Here is a 20,161-nt window from a genome sequence, read left to right on the forward strand (position 1 = left end):
GACGACCGGCGGGACTAGCCCTGAGCGGGCTCCGAGCCTTCGGCTGCGTCGTCACCGGGGATCTCGCCGCGCATCTGCGCCCGGATCCCGGCGAGCACGTCCGCGTGCAGGAAGTTCGCGTCCTCGGCGCTGGTCGGATCGACGACGATGCCGAACTCCTCGGGCACGGCGGTGACGAGCTCGGCCATCCGGACCGGGCGGGCCTCGGTGCCGGGGACCCCCTCCGTGAGCTGCGCGGGGTCGGTGAACACCGGGACGAACGGCAGGTCGCGGATCATCACGTGCGCGATGCTCCCGCCCTCGGGGTCACCAGCGGGCTTCCACGGCACCCACGCGGCGCTGCCGAGGAACCCCTGCGCCGACGACGCCATGCGGCGCCGCAGGGCTCCGGCGGGCGACTCGGTCTTGCCGGCACCCGGGCCGAATGACGACCCGCTCGTGTCGCTGCTGCTCATGGGGTTCCCTCCGCCGTGGTGTGCCCGGCCATGCTCCCACGTCCCGGGAGCGGAACCGAATGCGCACTGGGGCCACCGGTGTCGGCGCTCGCGTCTACAGTCCGAGCAAGTCCGCACCTCCAGGTCAGGAGCACCGTGCCACCACTGCAGTTGACCCGACGGTCGCTCCTCGCGGGCGCCCTCGGGCTCGGCGCGGCCACCGCCCTGAGCGGGTGCGTCGCGAACAACGGGCCGCAGCCGAGTACTGCGGCGCCTGGCTCGAAGGCCGACATCGGCGAAGTCGAGGGGACGCTGCGCTTCGCGTTCTGGGGCGGCAGCGACGGCGAGAACAGCGGGTTCGCGCGCGCCAAGGCCGGGTTCGAGGAACGGCACCCGAAGGCGACGATAGAGTTGCAGACGCTGCCGTACGACGGGTTCTTCTCGGGCATCGACCGGGGCATCCTGTCGCGCACGGCGCCCGACGTGTTCCGGGTCGACTACACGAGCATCGGGAAGTACACCTCGCACGGGGTGCTGCTCGACATGACGCCGTACCTCAGCGCGTCCGAGGCGAAGGGCTTCCTGCCGGCGCTGTACGACGCCGTGCGGTTCGAGGGACGGACGTACGGTGTGCCGCACCAGACCGACACATCGGCGATCGCGTTCAGTCGGAAGGCCCTCGACGAGGCGGGCATCGGCGCTGTGCCCGACCGGCTGGAGGACGCGTGGACGTGGGAGGAGTTCTCCGACGTCAGCACGAAGCTCCGGAAGACCCTGCCCGACGACAAGTACCCGTTCGCCTACGACTGGACGGCCGCCGGCGCCTACCGTTGGGCGAGCTTCCTGTACCAGGCGGGCGGGTCGCTGCTCACGGAGGACCTGCGGCACTCCGCGGTCGACGGGGACCCGGCGCGCAAGGCGATGGCGTTCACGCAGCGGTTCTTCGACGAGGAGTGGGTGCCGGCGAACAACACCATCAAGACGACGGTCTACTCGGACAACTTCTTCCTCAACCAGACCGTGGCGATGACGTTCATCGGGGACTTCCTCGTACCCGAGCTCGCCGACGGCGCGAACGGGTACCAGGGCGGCGAGTGGGCGACGACCTACATGCCGCGGGACCGGGCGGCGGCGTCCGACCTCGGCGGCAACGCGATCGTCGCGACGCGGGACACCGAGAACCCGGAACTCGCGGCCGCGTTCCTCAAGTTCCTCGTGGAGGAGGACCAGATGCGCGACTTCTGCCAGCTCGCCAACGAGCTCCCGACGCTGCAGACCCTGGCGGACCAGACGCTCGACTACGCGGTCCGCCCGGACGTGATGGGCGTGTTCACGCAGCAGGCCACGACGATCACCGAGACGGCCGTGCGCGAGACCGTGGTGCCGGGCTTCGCGTCGATCAACACCGCGCTGCAGGACCAGCTCGAGCTCGCGTTCCACGGCCGGGGCACCGAGCAAGCGGTCCGCGCGATCGACGCGGCGGTCGACCAGGCGGTGTCCGCGTGACGGGCGCGACGGAGCGCATCGGAGGCGCCACGGCGGGCGGAGCCGTGCGGCGCGGACCGCGGCGGTCTGCCGGGGTCTTCCGTGCCTCCAGTACGGCGGCGGCCTCCGCGTTCCTGCTGCCGAACGTCGTCCTGATCGTCGTCTTCACGCTGCTGCCGCTCGTGTACGCGCTGGTGATCAGCTTCCAGGACCTCGACTCGCTGGGCGGGACGAGCTGGGCCGGTCTCGGCAACTACGTGAAGCTCGTCACCGACCCGGTGTTCTGGCAGTCGGTGTGGAACACCGGCGTCTTCACGCTGTTCACGGTGCCGGTCGGCATGGCGATCGGGCTGGGGATCGCGGTGCTGCTGAACGGCGTGCTGCCGGGGCGGACGGTGTTCCGGACGATCATCTTCCTGCCGCTCGTCGTGTCGGGTGTCGCCACGGGCGTGCTCGGGGCGTGGATGTTCGACCAGAACAACGGGTTCATCGACAAGTTCCTGGCGACGCTCGGGCTGCCGCAGGTGGACTGGCAGTCGAGCGGTGGGTGGGCGATGACGGCGGTCATCCTCATGACGCTCTGGCAGCGCATCGGCTTCGACATGCTCATCTACCTGGCGGGGCTGCAGGGCGTCGACCCCGCGGTGCAGGAGGCCGCGTCGACCGACGGTGCGACCGGCTGGCAGCGCTTCCGGCTCATCACGTTCCCGCTGCTCGGCCCGTCGACGTTCTTCTTGCTCGTGATGAACCTCATCTACTCGTTCCAGGTGTTCGACACCGTGTGGGCGATGACCCGCGGCGGGCCCGGGTACGGCACGACGACGGTGGTGTCCTACGCCTACCGGGTCGCCTTCGACGAGCACGGGCCGCAGCTGCTCGGCTACGGCGCGGCGGTCGGCATCGTGATCTACCTCGTGACGCTCCTCATCACGGGACTGCAGTGGCGCTTCAACGCCGGACGGGACCAGACGGACTGATGACCTCATCGACGTGGGACACCGGCGCTGCGGCCTCGGGTCGGTCCGCCGCGGCTGCGAGCACCACCGCCACCCGGTCGCCCCGGAAGCGCGGCGGGAAGCTCCTCTGGCTGCGCCTGACCGTGGCGGTGGTCGTCACGGTCGTGATGGCGTTCCCGCTCTACTGGATGGTGCTCACGGCGTTCTCGACGCGCGCCGACCTGTACGCACCCGGGCTGCAGCTCTGGCCGCAGCACCCGACGCTGCAGAACTTCGTCCGGCCGTTCCAGGAGTTCCCGGTCTGGCGGTGGTTCGCGAACTCGCTGCTCGTGGCGGTCGTCGTCACCGTCATCACGGTGTTCTGCAACCTGCTCGCCGGGTACGCGTTCGCGAAGCTGCGGTTCCGCGGCCGCAACGCCCTGTTCCTCGTGCTGCTGTCGACGCTGATGATCCCGCCGCAGGCGATCATCGTGCCGCAGTTCTTCATCTCGATCGGCCTGCACCTGTACGGCGGGCTGTGGGCGGTGATCCTGCCCGAGGCGGCGGCGATCTTCGGGGTGTTCCTGGCGCGGCAGTTCTTCCTCGCGGTGCCCGACGAGCTCATCGAGGCGGCGCAGCTCGACGGCGCCGGACGCTTCCGCACGTTCGTGTCCGTCGTGCTGCCGCAGTGCCGACCGCTCCTCGCCGTGCTCGTGCTGCTGACGTTCATGGGGGAGTGGAACGCGTTCGGGTGGCCGCTCGTGGCGCTGTCCGGCAACCAGGACCTGTTCACGGTGCCGATCGGCATCGTCGGGACCCTGCAGGGGCAGTACACGTCGGACTACGGCGCGATCATGGCCGTCAACCTGCTCATGATCCTGCCGATCGTCGCGCTCTTCCTCGCCTTCCAGCGCTACTTCGTCGAGGGTCTGTCGCGGAGCGGCCTGCGGTGACGCCGGGTGTCCGTCCGACGGCGGACGACGTTCGGCGCTGGGTCGCGGAGGACTTCGGCCTGCACGCGGTCGTCGTCGACGAGGTCACCGGCGGCACCGACACCTCCGCCGCGGTCTGGCGGGTCATCGACCGCGAGGGCATCGCCTGGGCGGCGAAGTGGACCACCCGTCCGAGCCGTACCGGCACGCGGCTCGTCTCGTCGATGGCGGCCGCCGGCCTCGAGGGCACGCCCGCCACCCGCACCACCGCCGACGGTCGGCGCCGCAGCCGCCGGGCCGGCGGCAAGCTGGCGCTCACCCGGTGGTCCGACGGCGCGGACGCGGCCACCGTCGGACTCGGCCTGGAGGCATGGCGTGCGTACGGCGCGCTCCTCGCGGACGTGCACGCCCACGCCTTCCCCGTGCCGCCGCGCCGGCAGGGAGCGCGCCGGGGCATCCGCCGCCGCAGGCGCCGGTACCGCTCGGAGATCCGCGCGCTCGACGCCGCGGCCGTGTCCGGCTCGGACCCGGTGCTCGACCTGTGGCGGGACGCCCGCGACCGGGTCGACCTGCTGCTGCGTGGGACGACGCTCGCAGCCGGTTCCCCGAGCGAGCTCGTGCCGTGCCACGGCGACCCGCACCTCGGCAACGTGCTCGTCGAGTCGGACGGGTCGCTGCGGCTGGTCGACTGGGACGAGGCCGTGGTCGGCCCCCGCGAGATCGACCTGCACCTGGTCGAGTTCAGCGTGCTGTTCACGCCCGCGACGCCGGAGCAGCTCGCGGCCTTCCGCGCCGGGTACGGCCCGGTCGAGCTCGACGAGTGCCGGCTCGTGCGGTACGCCTGCATCCGGGCGCTCGAGGACCTGACCTCGACGATGGCGGCTGCCCTCACGAGCACCGGTGCCGACCAGGACGAGGCGGTCCGTGTCTTCACGGGCATCCTCGCGCCGACGGGCTCGGCCTCGCTCGTCGAGCCACGGCTGCGGCAGTCGCTCGACCAGCGGGGCGTCTGACAGCCCGGCCACCTGCGCGACGGGCGGAGCGCGACGGAGGTGGGTCGTGCCTCCAGACCGACGACGGCGCCCGACCCACCGGGTGGGCCGGGCGCCGGACGGGCCACGTTCAGTACTTGGCCGACTGCCCGCCGTCGATCGGGACGACCGTCGCGTTGACGTACGAGGCGTCGTCCGACAGCAGGAAGGCGACGACGGCGGCGATCTCGGGGGCCTCACCGTAGCGCTTCGTGGGGTTGACCTGGATGAACTCCTCGGCGGCCTTCCGCGGGTTCTCCGCGTCGAGCTGCTTCATCGAGTTCTCGACCATCGGCGTCCAGATCGCACCCGGCGCGATGGCGTTGATGCGGATGCCGTACTGGCCGTACTCGACGGCGGAGTTGCGGGTGAGGCCGACGACGCCGTGCTTGGCCGCGGCGTAGCCCGACTGGTTGCCGATGCCGCGGATGCCGCCGACGCTCGCGGTGTTCACGACCATGCCGGAGCCCTGCTCGCGCATCACCCCGAGGACCTTCTCGAGGCCGAGGAACACGCCCCGGAGGTTGATCGACACGACCTTGTCGAACTCGGCGGCGGTGAAGTCCTCGGTGGGGTTCTGCTTGCCCTCGATGCCGGCGTTGTTGAAGAAGCCGTCGATGCGGCCGAAGCGCTCGGTGGTCGCGGCGACCTAGGCGTCGACCTGGGCCTCGTCGGAGACGTCGGCGACGGTCGTCAGGACCTGCGCGTCGGGGGTCGCCTCGAGGACGGCGGACTTCGTGGCCTCGAGTCCCTCGGCGGAGACGTCGACGAGGGAGAGCTGCGCGCCCTCGGCGGCCAGACGGACGGCGGTTGCGCGGCCGAGGCCGGAGCCACCGCCGGTGATGAGGACGACGCGGTCGGTGAAGCGGGTGGTGGATGTCATGGATGGCCTCCTGCGGTCTTCGACGGTGAAGGGCTCGGGTCCAACGGTGGGGCGACGAGTCCGATCGATGCGTCTGCATCGATGCCATTTAGGCTACACCTGTCGTTCAGCAGGCGCGACCCACGCTCAGCAGCGGGCGAGCACCCGCTCCATCGCATCGTGCTCGGCCGGCGCGACCCAGAGCCGGTAGGTGGTCTTCACCGCGATCTGGTGCTCGATGTACGTGCAGCGGAACGCCGTGTCCGCGGGCAGCCAGGTCGCGGCGTCGCCCGAGCGCTTCTGCGCGTTCGAGTGCCCGTCGACCGCGAACAGGTTCACCGGGTCGTTCGCCAGGGCCTCCCGCTGCTCCTGGCTGAGCTGCTGCGCACCGGTGCGCCACGCGTTCTCGAGGGCGACGACGTGGTCGATCTGCACGAGCGTCGAGGTCGTGTTGCCGCGCACGAAGTCGACGCGGTCGCCGGTGTACGGGGAGACGAGGGTGCCGCGCAGGACCTTGCAGGGCCCCTGCCGTTCGACGTCGGTGAGGTCGCGGGCCAGGACGTCGTTGCGGGTGTCGCAGCCGTTGTGGTCGACGTCGAGCCAGGCGGTGCCGAAGCGGGCCTCGCGGTCGTAGCCGGTGGCGGGGGCCTTGCCCTTGACCGGCAGGGCGGCGAGCTGGCTGCGGGCGGTGGCGGCTGCGGTCGCGTCGGTCGGGCTGGTCGCCCTGGTGGGGTAGGTCGCGTCGGCGGTCGGCCTGGAGGCGCTGCCTGCGTCGGTCGCGCTGGTCGCCTCGGTCGTTGGGACGGCGGTGATGGTCGGTGCGGCCGTCGACGAGGGCGCTCGGTCCGTTGCCGCGTCGGCGTCGCCGTCGGTCACGCCGGTGGTGTGCAGCAGCCAGCCGGCCAGGGCGACCACAGCGATGAGCCCGAGCGACGCGAGTGAGGTCCGGGCTGTGCGGCGCGAGGACGTGGGACGGGTGGAACGCGGACGGCGTCGACGGGACGTCATGGGGAGAGCCTTCGGTGGAGCGGTGGAGCGGTGGAACGGACCCGGGTGGACCGTCGTCGATCATCCCGTGAAGCACCGACGGAGCACGGCGTAGACACGGGGCATGACCGATCACGCGAACCCCTCCGTGCCCGTCACCGGTGGGTCGATGCCGCTCCTCGGCTTCGGCACCTGGCAGATCCCGGACGCCGACGCCCCCGCCGCCGTGGGCGCCGCGCTCGAGGCCGGCTACCGCCACATCGACACCGCGACGGGCTACTCCAACCAGCGCGGCGTGGGGAAGGCGCTCGCCGACTCCGGCCTGGCGCGCGACGACGTCTTCGTCACGACGAAGCTGCCGCCGGACAACGCCGACCGGGTCCGCCAGACCATCGAGGAGAGCCTCGACCAGCTCGGGCTCGACCACCTGGACCTCTGGCTCGTGCACTGGCCCCCGAACGGCGAGGCCCGACCCGACGTGTGGGAGCAGGTCGTCCAGGCGCAGGCGGACGGGCTGACCCGGGCCGTCGGCGTGAGCAACTACTCGCTCGCGCAGATCGACGAGCTGACCGACGCGACCGGGACGACCCCGGCCGTGAACCAGATCCGGTGGAGCCCGGCCGAGTACGACGCCGAGGTCGCCGCCGGGCTGCAGGAGCGCGGCGTGGTGCTCGAGGGGTACAGCCCGTTCAAGGCGAGCAACCTGCAGGACCCGACGCTCGTCGAGATCGCCCAGGCGCACGACGCCGACAGCGCGCAGGTCATCGTCGCGTGGCACGTCGCGCACGGGTTCGTCGTGATCCCGAAGTCGTCGAACCCGGAGCGCATCCGGTCGAACGCGCTCGGGGCGCACCTGGAGCTGAGCGCTGATGAGGTCGCGCGGATTGACGGCCTCGCCGGCTGATCCCCGTTCGACGGCGGGCTCAGGTCGGGAACGGCCAGGGCCCGCCGTCGTCGTACGGCTCGGCGAGGTGGACGCCCTCGGCCTGAGCGATGCGGCGGAGTTTCCGGTCGAAGGTGGCGAGCTGGCCGTGCACGGCCTGCGCCGTGACGAGGACGACCGCATCTGGCATGCCGAGCCGGCAGCTGGCGCGGACGTCGGCTTCCCGGCGCGCGGTACGACCCGTGACCGGGACGATCCTCACGCCGAGTCGCTCGATGGTGCCGCGCTCTCGATCGGCGTGCCCGCGGGAGGCCGGTCGCACGAGCATCTCGGCGAGGGTCAGGGCCGAGGTGCAGAACTCGTCCCACGCGTACTCTTCGACCAGGTCGTACGCCCGCTCGTGCAGACCGTCACCCTCGTCGAGGAGCGCGATCACGATGTTCGCATCCAGGACCATCACCTTGTCAGTTGCCTTCGCCGGGGTCTCTCCGGCCCGTTCGACCAGACACCTCGGCTGCCGCCGAAGGACCCGCCGAGGTTGATCTCGGCGCCGTTGCGCAGGCGGAACGTGGACGTCGCCGTGGTGCGGTCGTGCCGGACGACTCCGGTTCGCGGGGGCTCGAGATCGGTGTGGGACCCGACGTCCGGCTCGTTGTCGGGCTCGGCAGGGGGCGGTGGGAGGAGGTCCACGACCGGGGTCGTCGGCGCGGGACGCGGCTGAGCGGAGCGGCTGGGTTCGACGAACATGCGGCGACGGTACCGGCGCAGGCACCCGGTCACGAAGGAGTTCGTATGTCGCCGCTCAGGTGAGCAGGGACCGGATGTCCTCGGCGGTCAGGTCGTCGGCGAACAGGGCGTCGTCGTCGATCATGGTCGCGAAGAGCTCTGCCTTCTTGGCCGCGAGGGCGAGGACCTTCTCCTCGATGGTGTCCTCGGCGATGAAGCGCTGCACGTTCACTGACCGGGTCTGTCCGATGCGGTGCGTCCGGTCCACCGCCTGCGACTCGGCGGCCGGGTTCCACCACGGGTCGAGCACGAAGACGGTGTCCGCCTCGGTCAGGGTCAGCCCGAAGCCGCCGGCCTTCAGCGAGATGAGGAACGCGGGCGCGCTGCCGGTCCGGAAGCGGTCGATGACCTGCGGGCGCTTCCGGGTCGACCCGTCGAGGTACTCGTAGCCGATGCCGCGGGCGTCGAGCGCCTCGGCGACCATCCGCAGGAACGTCGTGAACTGGCTGAACACCAGGGCGCGGCGGCCCTCGGCGGCGAGCTGTTCGAGCTCGTCGAGTAGCAGGTCGAGCTTCGCCGAGGGGATCTGTTCCGTGGGCGCGGCGGCGACGTCGGCGCCCTGGTCCGCCTGGTGCACGAGTGCCGGGGAGAGCGCGAGCATCCGGAGGAGCGTCAGCGACCGGAAGACGATCATCCGGTTGCGCGCCAGGTCGTCGATGAGGTCGAGGACCTTCAGGCGCTCCCGGTTCAGGGTCGTCTCGTAGAGCGCGCGGTGCGCCGGGTCGAGCGTCACCCGGACGACCTGTTCCTGCTTCGGAGGCAGGTCGGCGGCGACGCTCTCCTTCGTCCGCCGGAGCATGAGCGGGCGGATCCGACGCCGCAGTCGGGCCGTGAGTTCCTTGCGGGCGTCCCCGCGGAGGTCGGGGGAGCCGAGCGGCTTGACGTAGTCGTCTCCGAAGCGCGACCACGACGACAGCAGTCCGGGCGCGACGACGTGGAACAATGCCCAGAGGTCGGTCAGCCCGTTCTCGAGCGGCGTGCCGGTGATCGCGAACTTCACCGGCGCGGGCAGGTCGGCCGCGACGCGGTGGGTCTGCGATTGCGGGTTCTTCACGAACTGCGCCTCGTCGAGCACGAGTGCGGACCAGGACAACCCGGTGTACTCGGCCGCGTCGAGGCGCAGCAGGGCGTAGGACGTCACGACGACGTCCGACGCTGCGGCGGCACGGGCGACCCGGGCGTGGTTCTTGAGCGAGGTCGCCGTGACGGTGGTCACGCGGAGCGTCGGGGTGAAGCGTGCTGCCTCGTCCGCCCAGTTGCCGACGACCGACGTCGGCGCGACGACGAGGAACGGCGGTGCGTCGGGCTCGGCCTCGCGGGCGGCGGCGATCATCGCGAGCACCTGCAGGGTCTTGCCGAGGCCCATGTCGTCCGCGAGCACCCCACCGATGCCGTGCTCGCGCAGGAACCGGAGCCACGCGTAGCCGGCGTGCTGGTACGGCCGGAGCTCGGCGTGCACGGTCTCGGGAACGGGGACCTCGTCCGGCGGCGCAGCGTCGAGCAGGCCCGCTGCGATCCGCTGCCAGCGCTCGTCGTGCTCGGTCTCGTCGGCGAGCTGGTCGAACTCGGACCACAGCCCGGCCTGCAGCGGGGTCACGGTCAGGGCCTGGTCGGGCTCCCACTCGTCGAGTTCGCGCGCCTCCTCGATGAGCTCCTTGAGCCGGTCGAACGTCGGGTCGGCCAGCGACAGGTACGACCCGTCGATGAGCTTCATGCGGCGGTCGCGCTTCGCCAGCGCCCGGAGCAGCGGGGTGAACGGGATCTGCCGCCCGTTCACGGTGACGAAGATGCCGAGGTCGAACCAGTCGTGCTTCTCGGACGGCATCGTCGTGACGCGGATGTGCGGCCGGCCGGTCAGCCGCTCGTGGTCGCCCGGTTCGCCCTGCACGACCGTCCGGACGCCGTGCGCGGGCAGGGCCGGCAGCAGCTCCGTCGCGAAGACGGCGACGTCCGCACCGTCGACCGTGCCGTCCTCGAACCAGGCGAGACCGCCACCAGGGCCGGGAGGCGCGGATCGCCCGCCGTCGTCGGCCTGCGTCGAGGGCTCGGCCGGGTCGTCCGCGGCACGCACGCCCGACAGGTCGGGGAGCGGGCCGTGCAGGGCGACCGGGTCCTTCCGCCCGTCGACGTGCCACCGCCACTGCAGGTGCAGGCGGTCGTCGGTGCGCGGTGCCCGGGCGGGCTCGAAGGTCGCCGTCAGCACGAGCTCGGGCGGGGTCCGCTCGGGGAGCTCCACCGAGCCGTCGGAGCTGACGAGGCCGAGTGCGCCGCGGAGCCGCGGCGACCAGTCGGCCAGGAACTCGTCGACCGACTCCGGCGGGACGGTGATGCGCGCGCCCTCGACGAGCATCCGGCGCTGGTCCGCCGGGACGGGCGTGGCGGTCGGCGCGAGGGTGACGTGGAACTCGGGGCTCTCGCGGAAGGCGTAGACGCCGTGGTCGCCGATCGTGCGCGCCGACCCCTCGGGCACCGGACGTCCGTCGACGACGGCGCTCGCGCCGATGACCAGCGCCCCGTCGTGACGGGCTGCGTCGAGGAGCACGCGGGCCTCGGCCCCGAGGACCGCGCCGCCCTCGCGCTTGCCGGTGACGAAGGCGATGCCCAGGCCTGCCGCCTGCTGCAGGAGCGGCCAGAGCAGCGGGCTGCCGAAGTCGTCGAGGTGGATCCAGTCGCTCTCGCCCGGCAGTCCCGCGAGCTGGCCGGCGCGGTGCAGCGCGGAGAACTGCAGGAACCAGGCGTGCTGCTCGGGCGCGATGCCGAGTCGGTTCATCGAGTAGGGGAGCGTGCCCCAGGTGAGCTGCCCGCGGACCCAGTTGCCGGCGGCACTGCGGGTGACCGGTCGGACGCCGAGCCGCACGCTGCGTGCGCGCGACGGGAGCGCCCGACCGGCTGCTCGCGCACGTGAGGCGAGCGCGGCGGGGACCGCGTCGCGCAACTCGAACTGCAGACCCATCGGCGTGCCCTGCGGGGCGACCACCTGGTCGTCGTCACCGGCGAGGCGGGCGAGGTCGAGCCTCCAGTCCGGGATGGGCGGAGCGGGCGGCGGCGTCGCTGCCCGGGGCTCGGCGGCGAGGGCCCGCGCGTTGATGGTGAGGAGCGCGGCGGCGACGTGCTTGCAGTCGCCGCCGAGGGGACAGGAGCAGGTGCTGCGGACGGGGCGGACGAACTCGCCGCGGGCGACGGTCGTCTCGACGCGGAGCTCGTACGGGTCGTCGGCGGATCCGGAGACGGTCGCGGTGACCGTGCCGTCGTCGTCGTGCCAGGTGGCGTCCTCGACCAGACCGGCGCGGACGACGTCGCGGGCGCGGCCGAAGGTCTGCGGCCCGACGAAGCGGATGACGTCGACGGCGTCGATCATCGGGGCAGCGGGCACGTCACCATGCTGCCAGTCGCCACCGACCTCCGCTGCTGGCCCTCCGCTGCTAGCGTGGGCGGGCGCCGGACGGCGCGCGACACGAGGGGATCGCATGGGGAACGTAGTGCGCGGCGGAGCCGTGGTGGCAGGGGCGGTGGCGACGGTCGTCGCCCTGTCAGGGTGCAGCGTGCTGGGCACGGGTTCGCAGTCGGCCGAGGCCCCGGCACCGAGCGCGACCGCAACGACGGCGGCGACGCCCGGCAAGGCGTCGTGCGACCTGTCCTCCGGCACCGGCTCGGTGTCGATCGAGGAGACAGCGGACGCCTACCGCGTCGAGTGGTCCGGCGTGCCGACGGTCGATGAAGGGGTGCGACAGGAGTACCAGGTGCAGCTCGGCACCGCGGCGCAGGACGAGCACGTCACGATGCTCATCGAGTTCGACAGCATCAGCGGCACGGCCTACGGGTGGTTGGACCCGGACACGCTCGAGGTCGCGCCGGTGCCCGGCGAACCGGACACGTCGGCGGGCACCATCGTCGGGACCTTCCCCAAGCAGCACGAGATTGACGCTGCGTGGTGGTCGCCGACCTGGTCGAAGACCGGCGGCGGGGACTCGACGACCACGTGGTGCAGCGAGGACGGCCAGGTCCTCGACTGGACGCCGCTCGCCTGACGGAGCGTGTCCGCGTCCCGTTCTGGGGGCGTCGCTGACAGCGGCTCAGGTGCAGGATCGATGCGTGCTGCAGTCGCTGGTCTACATGAGTTCCGCCACCGAGCCCTTCGACGAGGGTGAGCTCGAGGCGGTGCTCGAACACGCCCGGACGCGGAACACCGCCGACGGCCTGACCGGCATGCTCGTGCACCGTGGTGGGCGGTTCATGCAGCTGCTCGAGGGGCCGTACGACGCCGTGATGGCGACCTACGCGCGGATCGTCGCGGACGAGCGGCACGACGAGGTCCGGCTGCTCGTCGAGGAGTCGATCCACACGCGGCGGTTCCCGGATTGGTCGATGGCGTACGACCGCGAGACCGACGGTGTCGAGGTGCCCGAAGGGTTCAGCACGTTCCTCGACCAGGGCGACCAGAGCGCCGACCAGAGCCGGCCCCGCGAGCTGCTGCGGTGGTTCCGGAACCACCCCATGGCGGACCCGACCGCGGCCAAGGGCAAGCACCGGCGTGACGCCTGAGTCGGGCTGACCACCGGTGGAGCGGCTGGTCCGGGGGCGGCGGGTCGTCGGTCCATACTGGTCCGGTGACGACACTGCGAGGCATGATCCGCTCGACCGAGACGCGTGAGGCCGAGGGCTACGCCGACTCCGTCGTGGCCGCCAAGGAGGCAGCGATCGCCGCACTCGACCTGGACGGGTTCGAGCTGACGCAGACGAACGCGGTCGAGAGCAAGGCGACGGGGGAGACCACGATCAAGGCGACCGCACGCTCGACGGAGACGCGGGAGCACGAGGCGTCGGGGCCGAACTACGAGGCGGCGCTGGCGGCGTACCGGAACACGGTGCCCGAGGGGTGGCAGGCGCAGCACGTGTGGGTGGTGGCGGAGTAGCGCCGGACGGGGAGTGATGAGCGATTCCCAGACGGTCGACGAGGCGTTCGCGAACGAGTTCGTGGCCGCTGTGCGAGCCCGCTTCCAGGACAGCGACCTCCTGCGCGACGGCATGGAGTGGGTCGCCGGCGGCGTCCAGCGTCCGGACGTCGCGGTCGTGCTCTACCGCGACCGTCCAGGTGGTCCGGTACTCGGTCGGCGCTACCCACTGCAGGAGTACTCGGCGTTGTTCGGTGGCGAGACGCCGCAGTGGCTCGCGACGGAGGCGTGGGTGTCCGACATCACGGCCCCGTCGGGCGACGGGGTGCCGAAGGACGTCGACTGGGCGGACGGACTCGTGCGCCAGCCGGAGGAGGTCCGCTGGCTGGACTAGAGCCCGGCGGCGCGCGTGCTCTCCTGGCGAGAGGACGCGCGCCGTCGCCCTCTGTGCGCGAGGTTCAGCGTTGCTCCACAGCCAGCTTGCTGTGCTTCCGCGAGTACCCGAAGTACACCCCGAGTCCGATGGCGAACCAGATCGCGAAGCGCACCCACGTCTCCCACTGCAGGAACGTCACGAGCCACAGCGAGGCGACGACCCCGATGATCGGCACGACGGGCATGAACGGGAGCCGGAACTGCCGGTCGAGGTCGGGCTGCCGGTAGCGCAGCACGATCACCGCCGAGCAGACGACCACGAACGCGAGCAGGATCCCGATGTTCGTCAGCTCCGCGACGACGCCGATCGGCAGCACCCCCGCGAGCACCGCCGACGCGATGCCGAGGATCCACGTCACCCGGGTCGGCACGTGCCGCTTCGGGTCGGTCTTCGCGAACCACTTCGGCATGAGCCCGTCGCGGCTCATCGAGAACCAGACGCGCGAGGCTCCGAGCATGAACGTCACGAGCACGGTCACGATGCCGACGATGGCCCCGATTGCGATGACGTTCGCGACCCCGCCGAGCCCGACCGACGCGAACGCCGACGAGAACCCCGAGGCGGGGTCGATGTCGGTGTACTTCTGCATGCCGGTGAGCACGAGCGTCGCCAGGACGTAGAGCACCATCGCGATGCCGAGCGACAGCAGGATCGCCTTCGGCATGTGCTTCCGCGCGTCGGTGGACTCCTCGGCGGCGGTCGACATGGCGTCGTAGCCGAACACGGCGAAGAACACCGTGGCGGCGCCGGTCATCACCCCGCCGAAGCCGAACGGGAAGTACGGCGAGTAGTTCGCGCTGTTGATGTGGAACACCCCGAGCACGACGATGAGCACGACGAGGCCGACCTTGATCGCGACGGCGACGAGTTCGAAGCGTGCGGCGCTGCGGATGCCCCGGGTCAGGACGAACGCGGTGAGCAGGCAGAGCAGGATCGCGAACACGTCGACGACGTGGCCGTCCCCGGTCCCTGGCGCGCCGAGCATCCACGCGGGCAGGTCGACGCCGAACTGCCCGACCAGGAACCCGACGTAGCCGGAGATGCCGATCGCGACGACGGCGACGATCGCGGTGTACTCGAGCAGCAGGTCCCAGCCGATGAACCACCCGACGACCTCGCCGAGCACGGCGTACCCGTACGTGTAGGCGCTGCCGGCCTTCGGGATGAGCCCGGCGAACTCCGCGTACGACAGTGCAGCCGCGGCGCTGGCGACCCCCGCGATGAGGAAGCTGATGAGGACGGCGGGGCCGGCGACGCCGTTCGCGACGGTGCCGGCGAGGGTGAAGATGCCCGCGCCGATGATGCCGCCGATGCCGATGGCCGTGAGCTGCCAGAGGCCGAGGTGCCGTTTCAGACCGCCCTCGCCCTCGGGCCCGTCGTCGATCGTGTCGATGGGCTTCCGCCGGAAGATCCCCTGTGTCGTCGTCGTCACGCGCCCACTCTGCTCCTTCTGCGGCGGCGGTGGTAGACCCGGCTGCATGCATCGAGCTGCTCGTGTCGAACCCGGTCCCGGCCAGGAGTCCGTCTGGGACTACCCGCGTCCTCCTGCCGTCGAGGCGGTCCGCGACCGCGTCGTCGTGCGGCTCGGCGGGAGGGCCGTGGTCGACACGACCGACGCCGTCCGGGTGCTCGAGACCTCGCACCCGCCGGTGTACTACGTCCCGATGGCGGGGCTCGAGCTGCGTCCGGCGCAGGGGTCGAGCATGTGCGAGTTCAAGGGGCGTGCGCGCTACTTCGACGTGGTCGGCGGGGACGGGGTCGTCGCGCCCCGGGCGGCGTGGAACTACCCGACGCCGGAGCCCGGGTACGAGGACCTCCGCGACCGGGTGGCGATCTACCCGTCGGCGGTGGACTCGTGCGAGGTCGGCGGCGAGGTCGTGCAGGCGCAGGAGGGTGACTTCTACGGCGGGTGGATCACCTCGCGGGTGGTCGGACCCTTCAAGGGCGGGCCGGGCACGCTCGGCTGGTGACCACGCGCCGGCCCGCGCCGGACCGCGCCGGGTCGGACGGAGCAGCGTCGGGCCGAGCGGAGCCGGACCGGCGGGGCGGACGCGCCCCGGTCCTCCAGGCCGTCGTCGAGCGGTGCCCAGCCGCCGTCAGCGGCGCGCGTAGGGCGACCAGAATGGCGGCGGGAAGGCCCCGTCCGTCGCGAAGGTGAGCAGCTGCCAGCCCATCATCACCAGGCCGAGTGCCCCGAGCACCAGGCCGATCCACGCCCAGACGCGCACCGCGCGGCGGCGCCCGGCGAGGTGCGCGGCACGGAGACCACAGAGGACGCAGACGACGCCGAACACGAGCTCGAGGGTGACGTGCCGCGCCATGTCGGCGGCAGGCACGATGATCCCCATCCAGAGCGAGAGGGGAGCGAGCAGCACGGCGACGGTCGCCAGGACGGCGGGCGGTTCGTGGTCGCGAGCGCCTGCTGCCATGGGTCCGAACCTACCGAGGTGACGTGCGTCGTGCGCGCCGACGTGGACCGCCGCGTTGCGCGCTGCTCTGCGACGCGCCGGACGGCTGTCGAACGAGCGAGCACGATGGGGGCATGCGTTCCTTCGTCCGTGTCCTCCTCGGTGCCGCGCTCGTCTTCGCGGGCACCAGCCACCTCACCTTCGCCCGTCGCGACTTCCGGGCCCAGGTGCCGGACTTCGTGCCGCTCGACACGGACACGACGGTGCTGGCCTCGGGCGTGGCGGAGATCGGGCTCGGGAGCGCGCTCCTGTTCACGCCGCGTCGGCGCCGGAAGACCGTCGGGACGATCGCGGCGCTGTTCTTCACGGTGATCTTCCCGGGGAACCTGTCGCAGTGGGTCAACCGCCGCGACGCGTTCGGGCTCGACACCGACGAGAAGCGCGTCGCCCGCTTGTTCGGGCAGCCGCTGCTCATCTGGGCGGCGCTCTGGTCGACGCGAGGGTCCGGGTCCCGCTGATGTCCGCCCCGGCTGCGTCGCAGGACCCGGACGTGACGTCCGGGTCCGTCGACGTGGCCGGATCGGCTGCTGCGGCGGTGTCGGCTTCGTCGTCGGTGTCGGCTTCGTCGTCGGGGTCGCCAGTGTCGAGTGTGTCTGCGTCTGCGTCTGCGTCTGCGTCTGCGTCGTCCGTGTCGTCGCCGGCATCGTCCGGCCGGGAGGCACGACTCGCCGCCCGCACGCCCCGTCACGTCGTCGACGTGGTCGCCACGGTGCTGCTGCTCGCCCTGCTCGCGGTCGAGTCGGTGGCCGCCGGTGGCGGCATCGTGTTCCTGTCGCTGGCGTTCCACTCGTGCGCCGCCCCGGGCAACACCTGCGACGCCGGCCTCGGCACCGGGGTCGTGACCGTCGGGCCGGTCCTCGTCGCCCTGGTGCTCGTCGGCATGGTCGTCGGATGCGTGCTGCGGCTCGTCCGTCGACGCCTCGCCTGGCCCCTGGCACTCGTCGGGATCGCGGCGCAGGTCGTCGTGTTCTTCGCCGCGTTGCTGCTCGTCGACGCTGCGGTCCAGCACGGGTTCTGACCGTCCTCCTGCACAGGCAGTCGTCGCCGCGCGTGCGTCCACAGATCATCGATCGGCGCTGCTGCCGAGCGAGTTCGTCCCGCAGGCTCGGAGCATGTCAGGAACCGATCTGCTCGACCAGCTGTTCACCACGTCCGCCCGGACCGACGCCGACGTCGTCGCGCTCGTCTCCGGCGTCGTCGGACGCCCGATCCGGAGGCAGTGCTGGGTGCTCTTCCTCGACGAGCGGGCCGTCCCGGTGCCGTTCCTGCTGCCCGTGTCCGATCTGCCGCTGCAGCCGGACGAGCACGTCGAGGACTTCGCCACGCTCGTCGCCGAGGTCTGCGTCGACAACGCCGCGGCCGAGGTCGTGCTGGCGTGGGAACGGCCGGGCGAGACGCAGCTGTTCCCGGTCGACTGGGAATGGATCGACGCCTGCGCGTGCGCCTTCGCGGAGCGGGCGGTGCGCCTGCGCGGGCAGGTCGTGGTGAACGCCACGGGAGCGTCGATGGTCGAGCTCCACGACGCCGAGGAACTCGGGCCGGTGCTGCGGTGACCTCAGCCCTGCGGAGCGGTGTCGGGCACGGTCTGCCCCGTCAGTCCCTCGACGACGGCCTTCGCCTCCGGCCAGAACTTCGCGTAGTGGTCCGGGTCCGCGTTGATCTGCACCGCGTGCGCCATCTGCGTCGGGGTCATGGTCTTCCACCCCGGCGTCTTGACGAGCTTCGTGTAGAACATCGTCGCGGCGGTGTAGGGGTCCATCCGCTGCTCGTACGTGCCCCACGCGCCGTTGTCGCGCTGCTGGAAGAGCCCGCGGCTGTCCGGTCCGACGGCGTCCCCGTGGTCGAGGTTCACCAGGCTCGACTCACCGATCGCGGTCATCACGCCGACGGCCTGGGTGTGCGGGCCGATGCCGAGTGCCTGTGCGGCCTCGATGACGTAGGCCGCGTTCACCAGGCGGTCCTGGCAGAAGCCGGCGACGGGGCCCGCGGGCACCACGATCCCGCCGACCGTCCGCGAGGCGACGTCGGGGCACGCTGGTTCGGCGGAGACGGACTTCGCGGCGCCGGTCAGCGAGTGCACCGCGATGACGACGACCACGACGACCCCGATGACGGCTGCGACCACGCCTGCCCCGAACACCGAGGCGATGGTGATGCCGGCGCGGCGCATGTCGGGGTCCTTCCGGGCGGGTGGTCCCTCCGGAGAGCCGGACGGACGGGTGCAGGGCACGACGAGCGTACGGTCACCGGCTGGGAACCGCAGCCGCCCGATCGGGGGTGTCGGCGGCCGGGACCGCTGCCCGCCTGCGTTCGGCTCCCCGCACGTCGGCCCGTTCGTCCGCTGCTCAGTCGCGCTTCCGCCCGTCGCGGAAGGCCATCGACAGCGAGATCAGGACGATCGTCCCGATGGAGACCGCGAAGATGATCTCGCTCGCGTCCATCAGCCGTCCCGCCGGTCGACGCGCCGCCCGTCGTGCTGCCCGTCGTGCTGGCCGTCGATGCGCTCGGCGCCGTCGACGCTGTCGACGCGCTCGGTGCGGTCCCCGTCCTCGTGGTGGCGGTGTCCGGTCCCCGGTCGGATGACCGCGGTCGGCTCGGTGACCAGGCCGGTCGGTGCCTTCTGGGTCTGCTTGCGACCGTGCGTGAACCAGGTGAGGAGCCACAGCAGGACGCCGAGTCCGAGCAGCGCGCCGGCGATCTGGTACTGCTGCGGGTCACGACCGGACGAGAACGGCAGCACCAGCCAGAGACAGGTCACGACGCCGATCACCGGGATCACGACGCCGGCCCGGAAGTGCTTGTGCCCGACGTGATCGCGGCGGAGCACGAGCACCGACAGGTTCACGACCGCGAAGACCGAGAGCAGGAGCAGCGACGTCGTGCCGCCGAGGACCACAACGATGGGGGAGTCCGGGTCGAGCGAGACCCACCCGATGAGCAGGAGCGAGATGAGGGTGGTGAAGACGATCGCGGTCGAGGGGGTGCGACGGGCCGGCGAGACCCGCGACAGGAACCCGGGCAGCACGCCCTGCTTGCTCATGCCGTACAGCAGTCGGGACGCCATCATCATGTTGATCAGCGCCGTGTTGGCGACCGCGAACATCGAGATGAACGGCAGCAGGTCGGCGATGGGGAAGTCCGGCGCCGCGGTCTGCACGACCGTGACGAGCGGGGTCTCGTTGCCGGCGAGCTCGCCGATCGGCACGACGGCGACGGCGCAGATCGACACGAGCACGTAGATGACCGCCGTGATGCCCAGGCCGGTGAGCATCACCTTCGGGAAGATCCGCGATGGGTCCTTGGTCTCCTCGGCCATGTTCACCGAGTCCTCGAAGCCGACCATCGCGAAGAACGCCAGCGAGGTCGCGGTGGACACCGACAGCAGCAGTGTCTTGTCCTCGGGGGTGTCGAACATCACCACACGCGAGAAGTCCGCGTTGCCGCCGGCGATCGCCCAGAACCCGATGAGGATCACCATCACCAGACCGGACAGCTCCACCAGGGTGAGCACGACGTTCGTCTTGACGCTCTCGCTCACACCGCGGAAGTTGACCGCCATCACCGCGAGCATGAACCCCATCGCGATGAGCATCACGACGCCGTTCGGCAGTTCGAGACCGAAGCCCGCGCCGAGGTTGGCTGCGAAGGCCCGCGACGCCGTGCTCGCCGACGTGATGCCGGAGCACATCACGATGAACGTGACGATGAAGGTGACGAAGTGGATGCCGAACGCCTTGTGGACGTAGAGGGCGGCGCCCGCGGTCTGCGGGTACTTCGTCACGAGCTCCAGGTACGAGAACGCGGTGAGCAGGGCGACCGCGAACGCGATGAGGAAGGGCAGCCACGCGGCACCGCCGACCTCTGCGGCGACCTGACCGGTCAACGCGTAGACACCCGTCCCGAGGATGTCGCCGACGATGAAGAGCAGCAGCAGCTTGGGCCCGATGACGCGCTTGAGCGTGGGTTGCTCCTGCTGCGTCGCGTCCGACTTGGTGGTGGTCATACGTCAGCCTTTCCCGAGGGATGGCAC

General features: G+C 71.4%; 21 protein-coding genes and 1 pseudogene. 13 read left to right on the top strand and 9 right to left on the bottom strand.

Features of this window, described 5'->3' with window-relative positions; genetic code table 11:
- Positions 1-14: 14 nt before the first annotated feature.
- Positions 15-455 (bottom strand): SseB family protein, encoded by a 441-nt coding sequence (locus LCG91_RS05900; protein WP_224442810.1) that lies wholly within the window; start codon positions 453-455, stop codon positions 15-17.
- A 135-nt stretch (positions 456-590) separates the two neighbouring features.
- Between LCG91_RS05900 and LCG91_RS05905 the strand changes: the two genes are divergently transcribed.
- From LCG91_RS05905 to LCG91_RS05920, 4 genes are read left to right on the top strand one after another with little or no spacing between them, the layout of a single operon-like run.
- Positions 591-1,940: an ABC transporter substrate-binding protein gene (locus LCG91_RS05905; protein WP_224442811.1), complete on the top strand. Its 1,350-nt coding sequence runs from the start codon at positions 591-593 to the stop codon at positions 1,938-1,940.
- Positions 1,937-2,896 carry a carbohydrate ABC transporter permease gene (locus LCG91_RS05910; protein WP_224442812.1) on the top strand — a complete coding sequence of 320 codons (960 nt, stop codon included), beginning with the start codon at positions 1,937-1,939 and terminating at the stop codon, positions 2,894-2,896. Before LCG91_RS05905 ends, LCG91_RS05910 begins: the two co-directional genes overlap by 4 nt.
- The gene (locus LCG91_RS05915; RefSeq protein WP_224442813.1) at positions 2,896-3,807 is read left to right on the top strand and encodes a carbohydrate ABC transporter permease; all 912 of its coding nucleotides are present in this window, start codon (positions 2,896-2,898) and stop codon (positions 3,805-3,807) included. Before LCG91_RS05910 ends, LCG91_RS05915 begins: the two co-directional genes overlap by 1 nt.
- Positions 3,804-4,799 carry an aminoglycoside phosphotransferase family protein gene (locus tag LCG91_RS05920; protein WP_224442814.1) on the top strand — a complete coding sequence of 332 codons (996 nt, stop codon included), beginning with the start codon at positions 3,804-3,806 and terminating at the stop codon, positions 4,797-4,799. The genes LCG91_RS05915 and LCG91_RS05920 overlap by 4 nt, the downstream gene beginning before the upstream one ends.
- Before the next feature lie 109 nt (positions 4,800-4,908).
- Here LCG91_RS05920 and LCG91_RS05925 read toward each other — a convergent pair.
- Together LCG91_RS05925 and LCG91_RS05930 are read right to left on the bottom strand one after the other, a co-directional pair.
- Positions 4,909-5,700: pseudogene (locus LCG91_RS05925) on the bottom strand (glucose 1-dehydrogenase).
- 126 nt (positions 5,701-5,826) lie between these two features.
- Positions 5,827-6,687 carry an HNH endonuclease family protein gene (locus LCG91_RS05930; protein ID WP_224442815.1) on the bottom strand — a complete coding sequence of 287 codons (861 nt, stop codon included), beginning with the start codon at positions 6,685-6,687 and terminating at the stop codon, positions 5,827-5,829.
- Between the two features lie 103 nt (positions 6,688-6,790).
- On the opposite strand from LCG91_RS05930, the gene LCG91_RS05935 reads away from it, so the two are divergent.
- On the top strand, positions 6,791-7,570 hold the full coding sequence (locus LCG91_RS05935; protein ID WP_058727376.1) for an aldo/keto reductase: 780 nt from the start codon (positions 6,791-6,793) through the stop codon (positions 7,568-7,570).
- Between the two features lie 19 nt (positions 7,571-7,589).
- Here the strand turns inward: LCG91_RS05935 and LCG91_RS05940 are convergent, their stop codons facing one another.
- Positions 7,590-8,006: a type II toxin-antitoxin system VapC family toxin gene (locus tag LCG91_RS05940; RefSeq protein ID WP_058727377.1), complete on the bottom strand. Its 417-nt coding sequence runs from the start codon at positions 8,004-8,006 to the stop codon at positions 7,590-7,592.
- A 345-nt stretch (positions 8,007-8,351) separates the two neighbouring features.
- On the bottom strand, positions 8,352-11,708 hold the full coding sequence (locus LCG91_RS05945) for a DEAD/DEAH box helicase (protein WP_161968834.1): 3,357 nt from the start codon (positions 11,706-11,708) through the stop codon (positions 8,352-8,354).
- Between the two features lie 94 nt (positions 11,709-11,802).
- Between LCG91_RS05945 and LCG91_RS05950 the strand changes: the two genes are divergently transcribed.
- From LCG91_RS05950 to LCG91_RS05965, 4 genes are all read left to right on the top strand, one after another.
- Positions 11,803-12,363 carry a hypothetical protein gene (locus LCG91_RS05950; protein WP_152998908.1) on the top strand — a complete coding sequence of 187 codons (561 nt, stop codon included), beginning with the start codon at positions 11,803-11,805 and terminating at the stop codon, positions 12,361-12,363.
- A 64-nt stretch (positions 12,364-12,427) separates the two neighbouring features.
- The gene (locus LCG91_RS05955) at positions 12,428-12,877 is read left to right on the top strand and encodes a BLUF domain-containing protein (RefSeq protein ID WP_058727380.1); all 450 of its coding nucleotides are present in this window, start codon (positions 12,428-12,430) and stop codon (positions 12,875-12,877) included.
- A 65-nt stretch (positions 12,878-12,942) separates the two neighbouring features.
- Positions 12,943-13,248 carry a hypothetical protein gene (locus LCG91_RS05960; RefSeq protein WP_224442816.1) on the top strand — a complete coding sequence of 102 codons (306 nt, stop codon included), beginning with the start codon at positions 12,943-12,945 and terminating at the stop codon, positions 13,246-13,248.
- A 16-nt stretch (positions 13,249-13,264) separates the two neighbouring features.
- Positions 13,265-13,621, top strand: coding sequence for a hypothetical protein (locus tag LCG91_RS05965; RefSeq protein ID WP_224442817.1), 357 nt, complete (start codon positions 13,265-13,267; stop codon positions 13,619-13,621).
- A gap of 64 nt (positions 13,622-13,685) precedes the next feature.
- Here LCG91_RS05965 and LCG91_RS05970 read toward each other — a convergent pair whose 3' ends face one another.
- Complete coding sequence (locus tag LCG91_RS05970; RefSeq protein WP_224442818.1) at positions 13,686-15,095, bottom strand: amino acid permease; 1,410 nt, start codon at positions 15,093-15,095, stop codon at positions 13,686-13,688.
- Between the two features lie 46 nt (positions 15,096-15,141).
- Here LCG91_RS05970 and LCG91_RS05975 point away from each other — a divergent pair, with 46 nt between their 5' ends.
- Positions 15,142-15,633: a DUF427 domain-containing protein gene (locus LCG91_RS05975; RefSeq protein ID WP_224442819.1), complete on the top strand. Its 492-nt coding sequence runs from the start codon at positions 15,142-15,144 to the stop codon at positions 15,631-15,633.
- 126 nt (positions 15,634-15,759) lie between these two features.
- Here the strand turns inward: LCG91_RS05975 and LCG91_RS05980 are convergent, their stop codons facing one another.
- On the bottom strand, positions 15,760-16,092 hold the full coding sequence (locus tag LCG91_RS05980; RefSeq protein ID WP_224442820.1) for a hypothetical protein: 333 nt from the start codon (positions 16,090-16,092) through the stop codon (positions 15,760-15,762).
- A gap of 113 nt (positions 16,093-16,205) precedes the next feature.
- On the opposite strand from LCG91_RS05980, the gene LCG91_RS05985 reads away from it, so the two are divergent.
- The 3 genes from LCG91_RS05985 to LCG91_RS05995 all read left to right on the top strand — a co-directional run bounded on the left by LCG91_RS05985 (position 16,206) and on the right by LCG91_RS05995 (position 17,684).
- Complete coding sequence (locus tag LCG91_RS05985) at positions 16,206-16,589, top strand: MauE/DoxX family redox-associated membrane protein (protein ID WP_058727385.1); 384 nt, start codon at positions 16,206-16,208, stop codon at positions 16,587-16,589.
- Positions 16,590-16,759: 170 nt separating this feature from the next.
- A complete protein-coding gene (locus LCG91_RS05990) occupies positions 16,760-17,149 on the top strand; it encodes a hypothetical protein (RefSeq protein WP_082688214.1) in 390 nt (129 codons plus the stop codon).
- Positions 17,150-17,243: 94 nt separating this feature from the next.
- Positions 17,244-17,684 carry a hypothetical protein gene (locus LCG91_RS05995; protein ID WP_058727388.1) on the top strand — a complete coding sequence of 147 codons (441 nt, stop codon included), beginning with the start codon at positions 17,244-17,246 and terminating at the stop codon, positions 17,682-17,684.
- A 2-nt stretch (positions 17,685-17,686) separates the two neighbouring features.
- Here the strand turns inward: LCG91_RS05995 and LCG91_RS06000 are convergent, their stop codons facing one another.
- Positions 17,687-18,301 (bottom strand): hypothetical protein, encoded by a 615-nt coding sequence (locus tag LCG91_RS06000; RefSeq protein ID WP_058749542.1) that lies wholly within the window; start codon positions 18,299-18,301, stop codon positions 17,687-17,689.
- Between the two features lie 270 nt (positions 18,302-18,571).
- Positions 18,572-20,134 carry an APC family permease gene (locus tag LCG91_RS06005; RefSeq protein WP_224442821.1) on the bottom strand — a complete coding sequence of 521 codons (1,563 nt, stop codon included), beginning with the start codon at positions 20,132-20,134 and terminating at the stop codon, positions 18,572-18,574.
- Positions 20,135-20,161: the final 27 nt, after the last annotated feature.

The organism is Curtobacterium sp. TXMA1 (genome assembly GCF_020162095.1).
Lineage (GTDB): Bacteria > Actinomycetota > Actinomycetes > Actinomycetales > Microbacteriaceae > Curtobacterium.

Bases quoted from the DNA above. Each gene is read 5' to 3' on its own strand.
- LCG91_RS05900 (WP_224442810.1), bottom strand. From the start codon at position 455: ATGAGCAGCAGCGACACGAGCGGGTCGTCATTCGGCCCGGGTGCCGGC.
- LCG91_RS05915 (WP_224442813.1), top strand. From the start codon at position 2,896: ATGACCTCATCGACGTGGGACACCGGCGCTGCGGCCTCGGGTCGGTCC.
- LCG91_RS05930 (WP_224442815.1), bottom strand. From the start codon at position 6,687: ATGACGTCCCGTCGACGCCGTCCGCGTTCCACCCGTCCCACGTCCTCG.
- LCG91_RS05935 (WP_058727376.1), top strand. From the start codon at position 6,791: ATGACCGATCACGCGAACCCCTCCGTGCCCGTCACCGGTGGGTCGATG.
- LCG91_RS05940 (WP_058727377.1), bottom strand. From the start codon at position 8,006: ATGGTCCTGGATGCGAACATCGTGATCGCGCTCCTCGACGAGGGTGAC.
- LCG91_RS05950 (WP_152998908.1), top strand. From the start codon at position 11,803: ATGGGGAACGTAGTGCGCGGCGGAGCCGTGGTGGCAGGGGCGGTGGCG.
- LCG91_RS05965 (WP_224442817.1), top strand. From the start codon at position 13,265: ATGAGCGATTCCCAGACGGTCGACGAGGCGTTCGCGAACGAGTTCGTG.
- LCG91_RS05975 (WP_224442819.1), top strand. From the start codon at position 15,142: ATGCATCGAGCTGCTCGTGTCGAACCCGGTCCCGGCCAGGAGTCCGTC.
- LCG91_RS05980 (WP_224442820.1), bottom strand. From the start codon at position 16,092: ATGGCAGCAGGCGCTCGCGACCACGAACCGCCCGCCGTCCTGGCGACC.
- LCG91_RS05985 (WP_058727385.1), top strand. From the start codon at position 16,206: ATGCGTTCCTTCGTCCGTGTCCTCCTCGGTGCCGCGCTCGTCTTCGCG.
- LCG91_RS05995 (WP_058727388.1), top strand. From the start codon at position 17,244: ATGTCAGGAACCGATCTGCTCGACCAGCTGTTCACCACGTCCGCCCGG.
- LCG91_RS06000 (WP_058749542.1), bottom strand. From the start codon at position 18,301: ATGCGCCGCGCCGGCATCACCATCGCCTCGGTGTTCGGGGCAGGCGTG.
- LCG91_RS06005 (WP_224442821.1), bottom strand. From the start codon at position 20,134: ATGACCACCACCAAGTCGGACGCGACGCAGCAGGAGCAACCCACGCTC.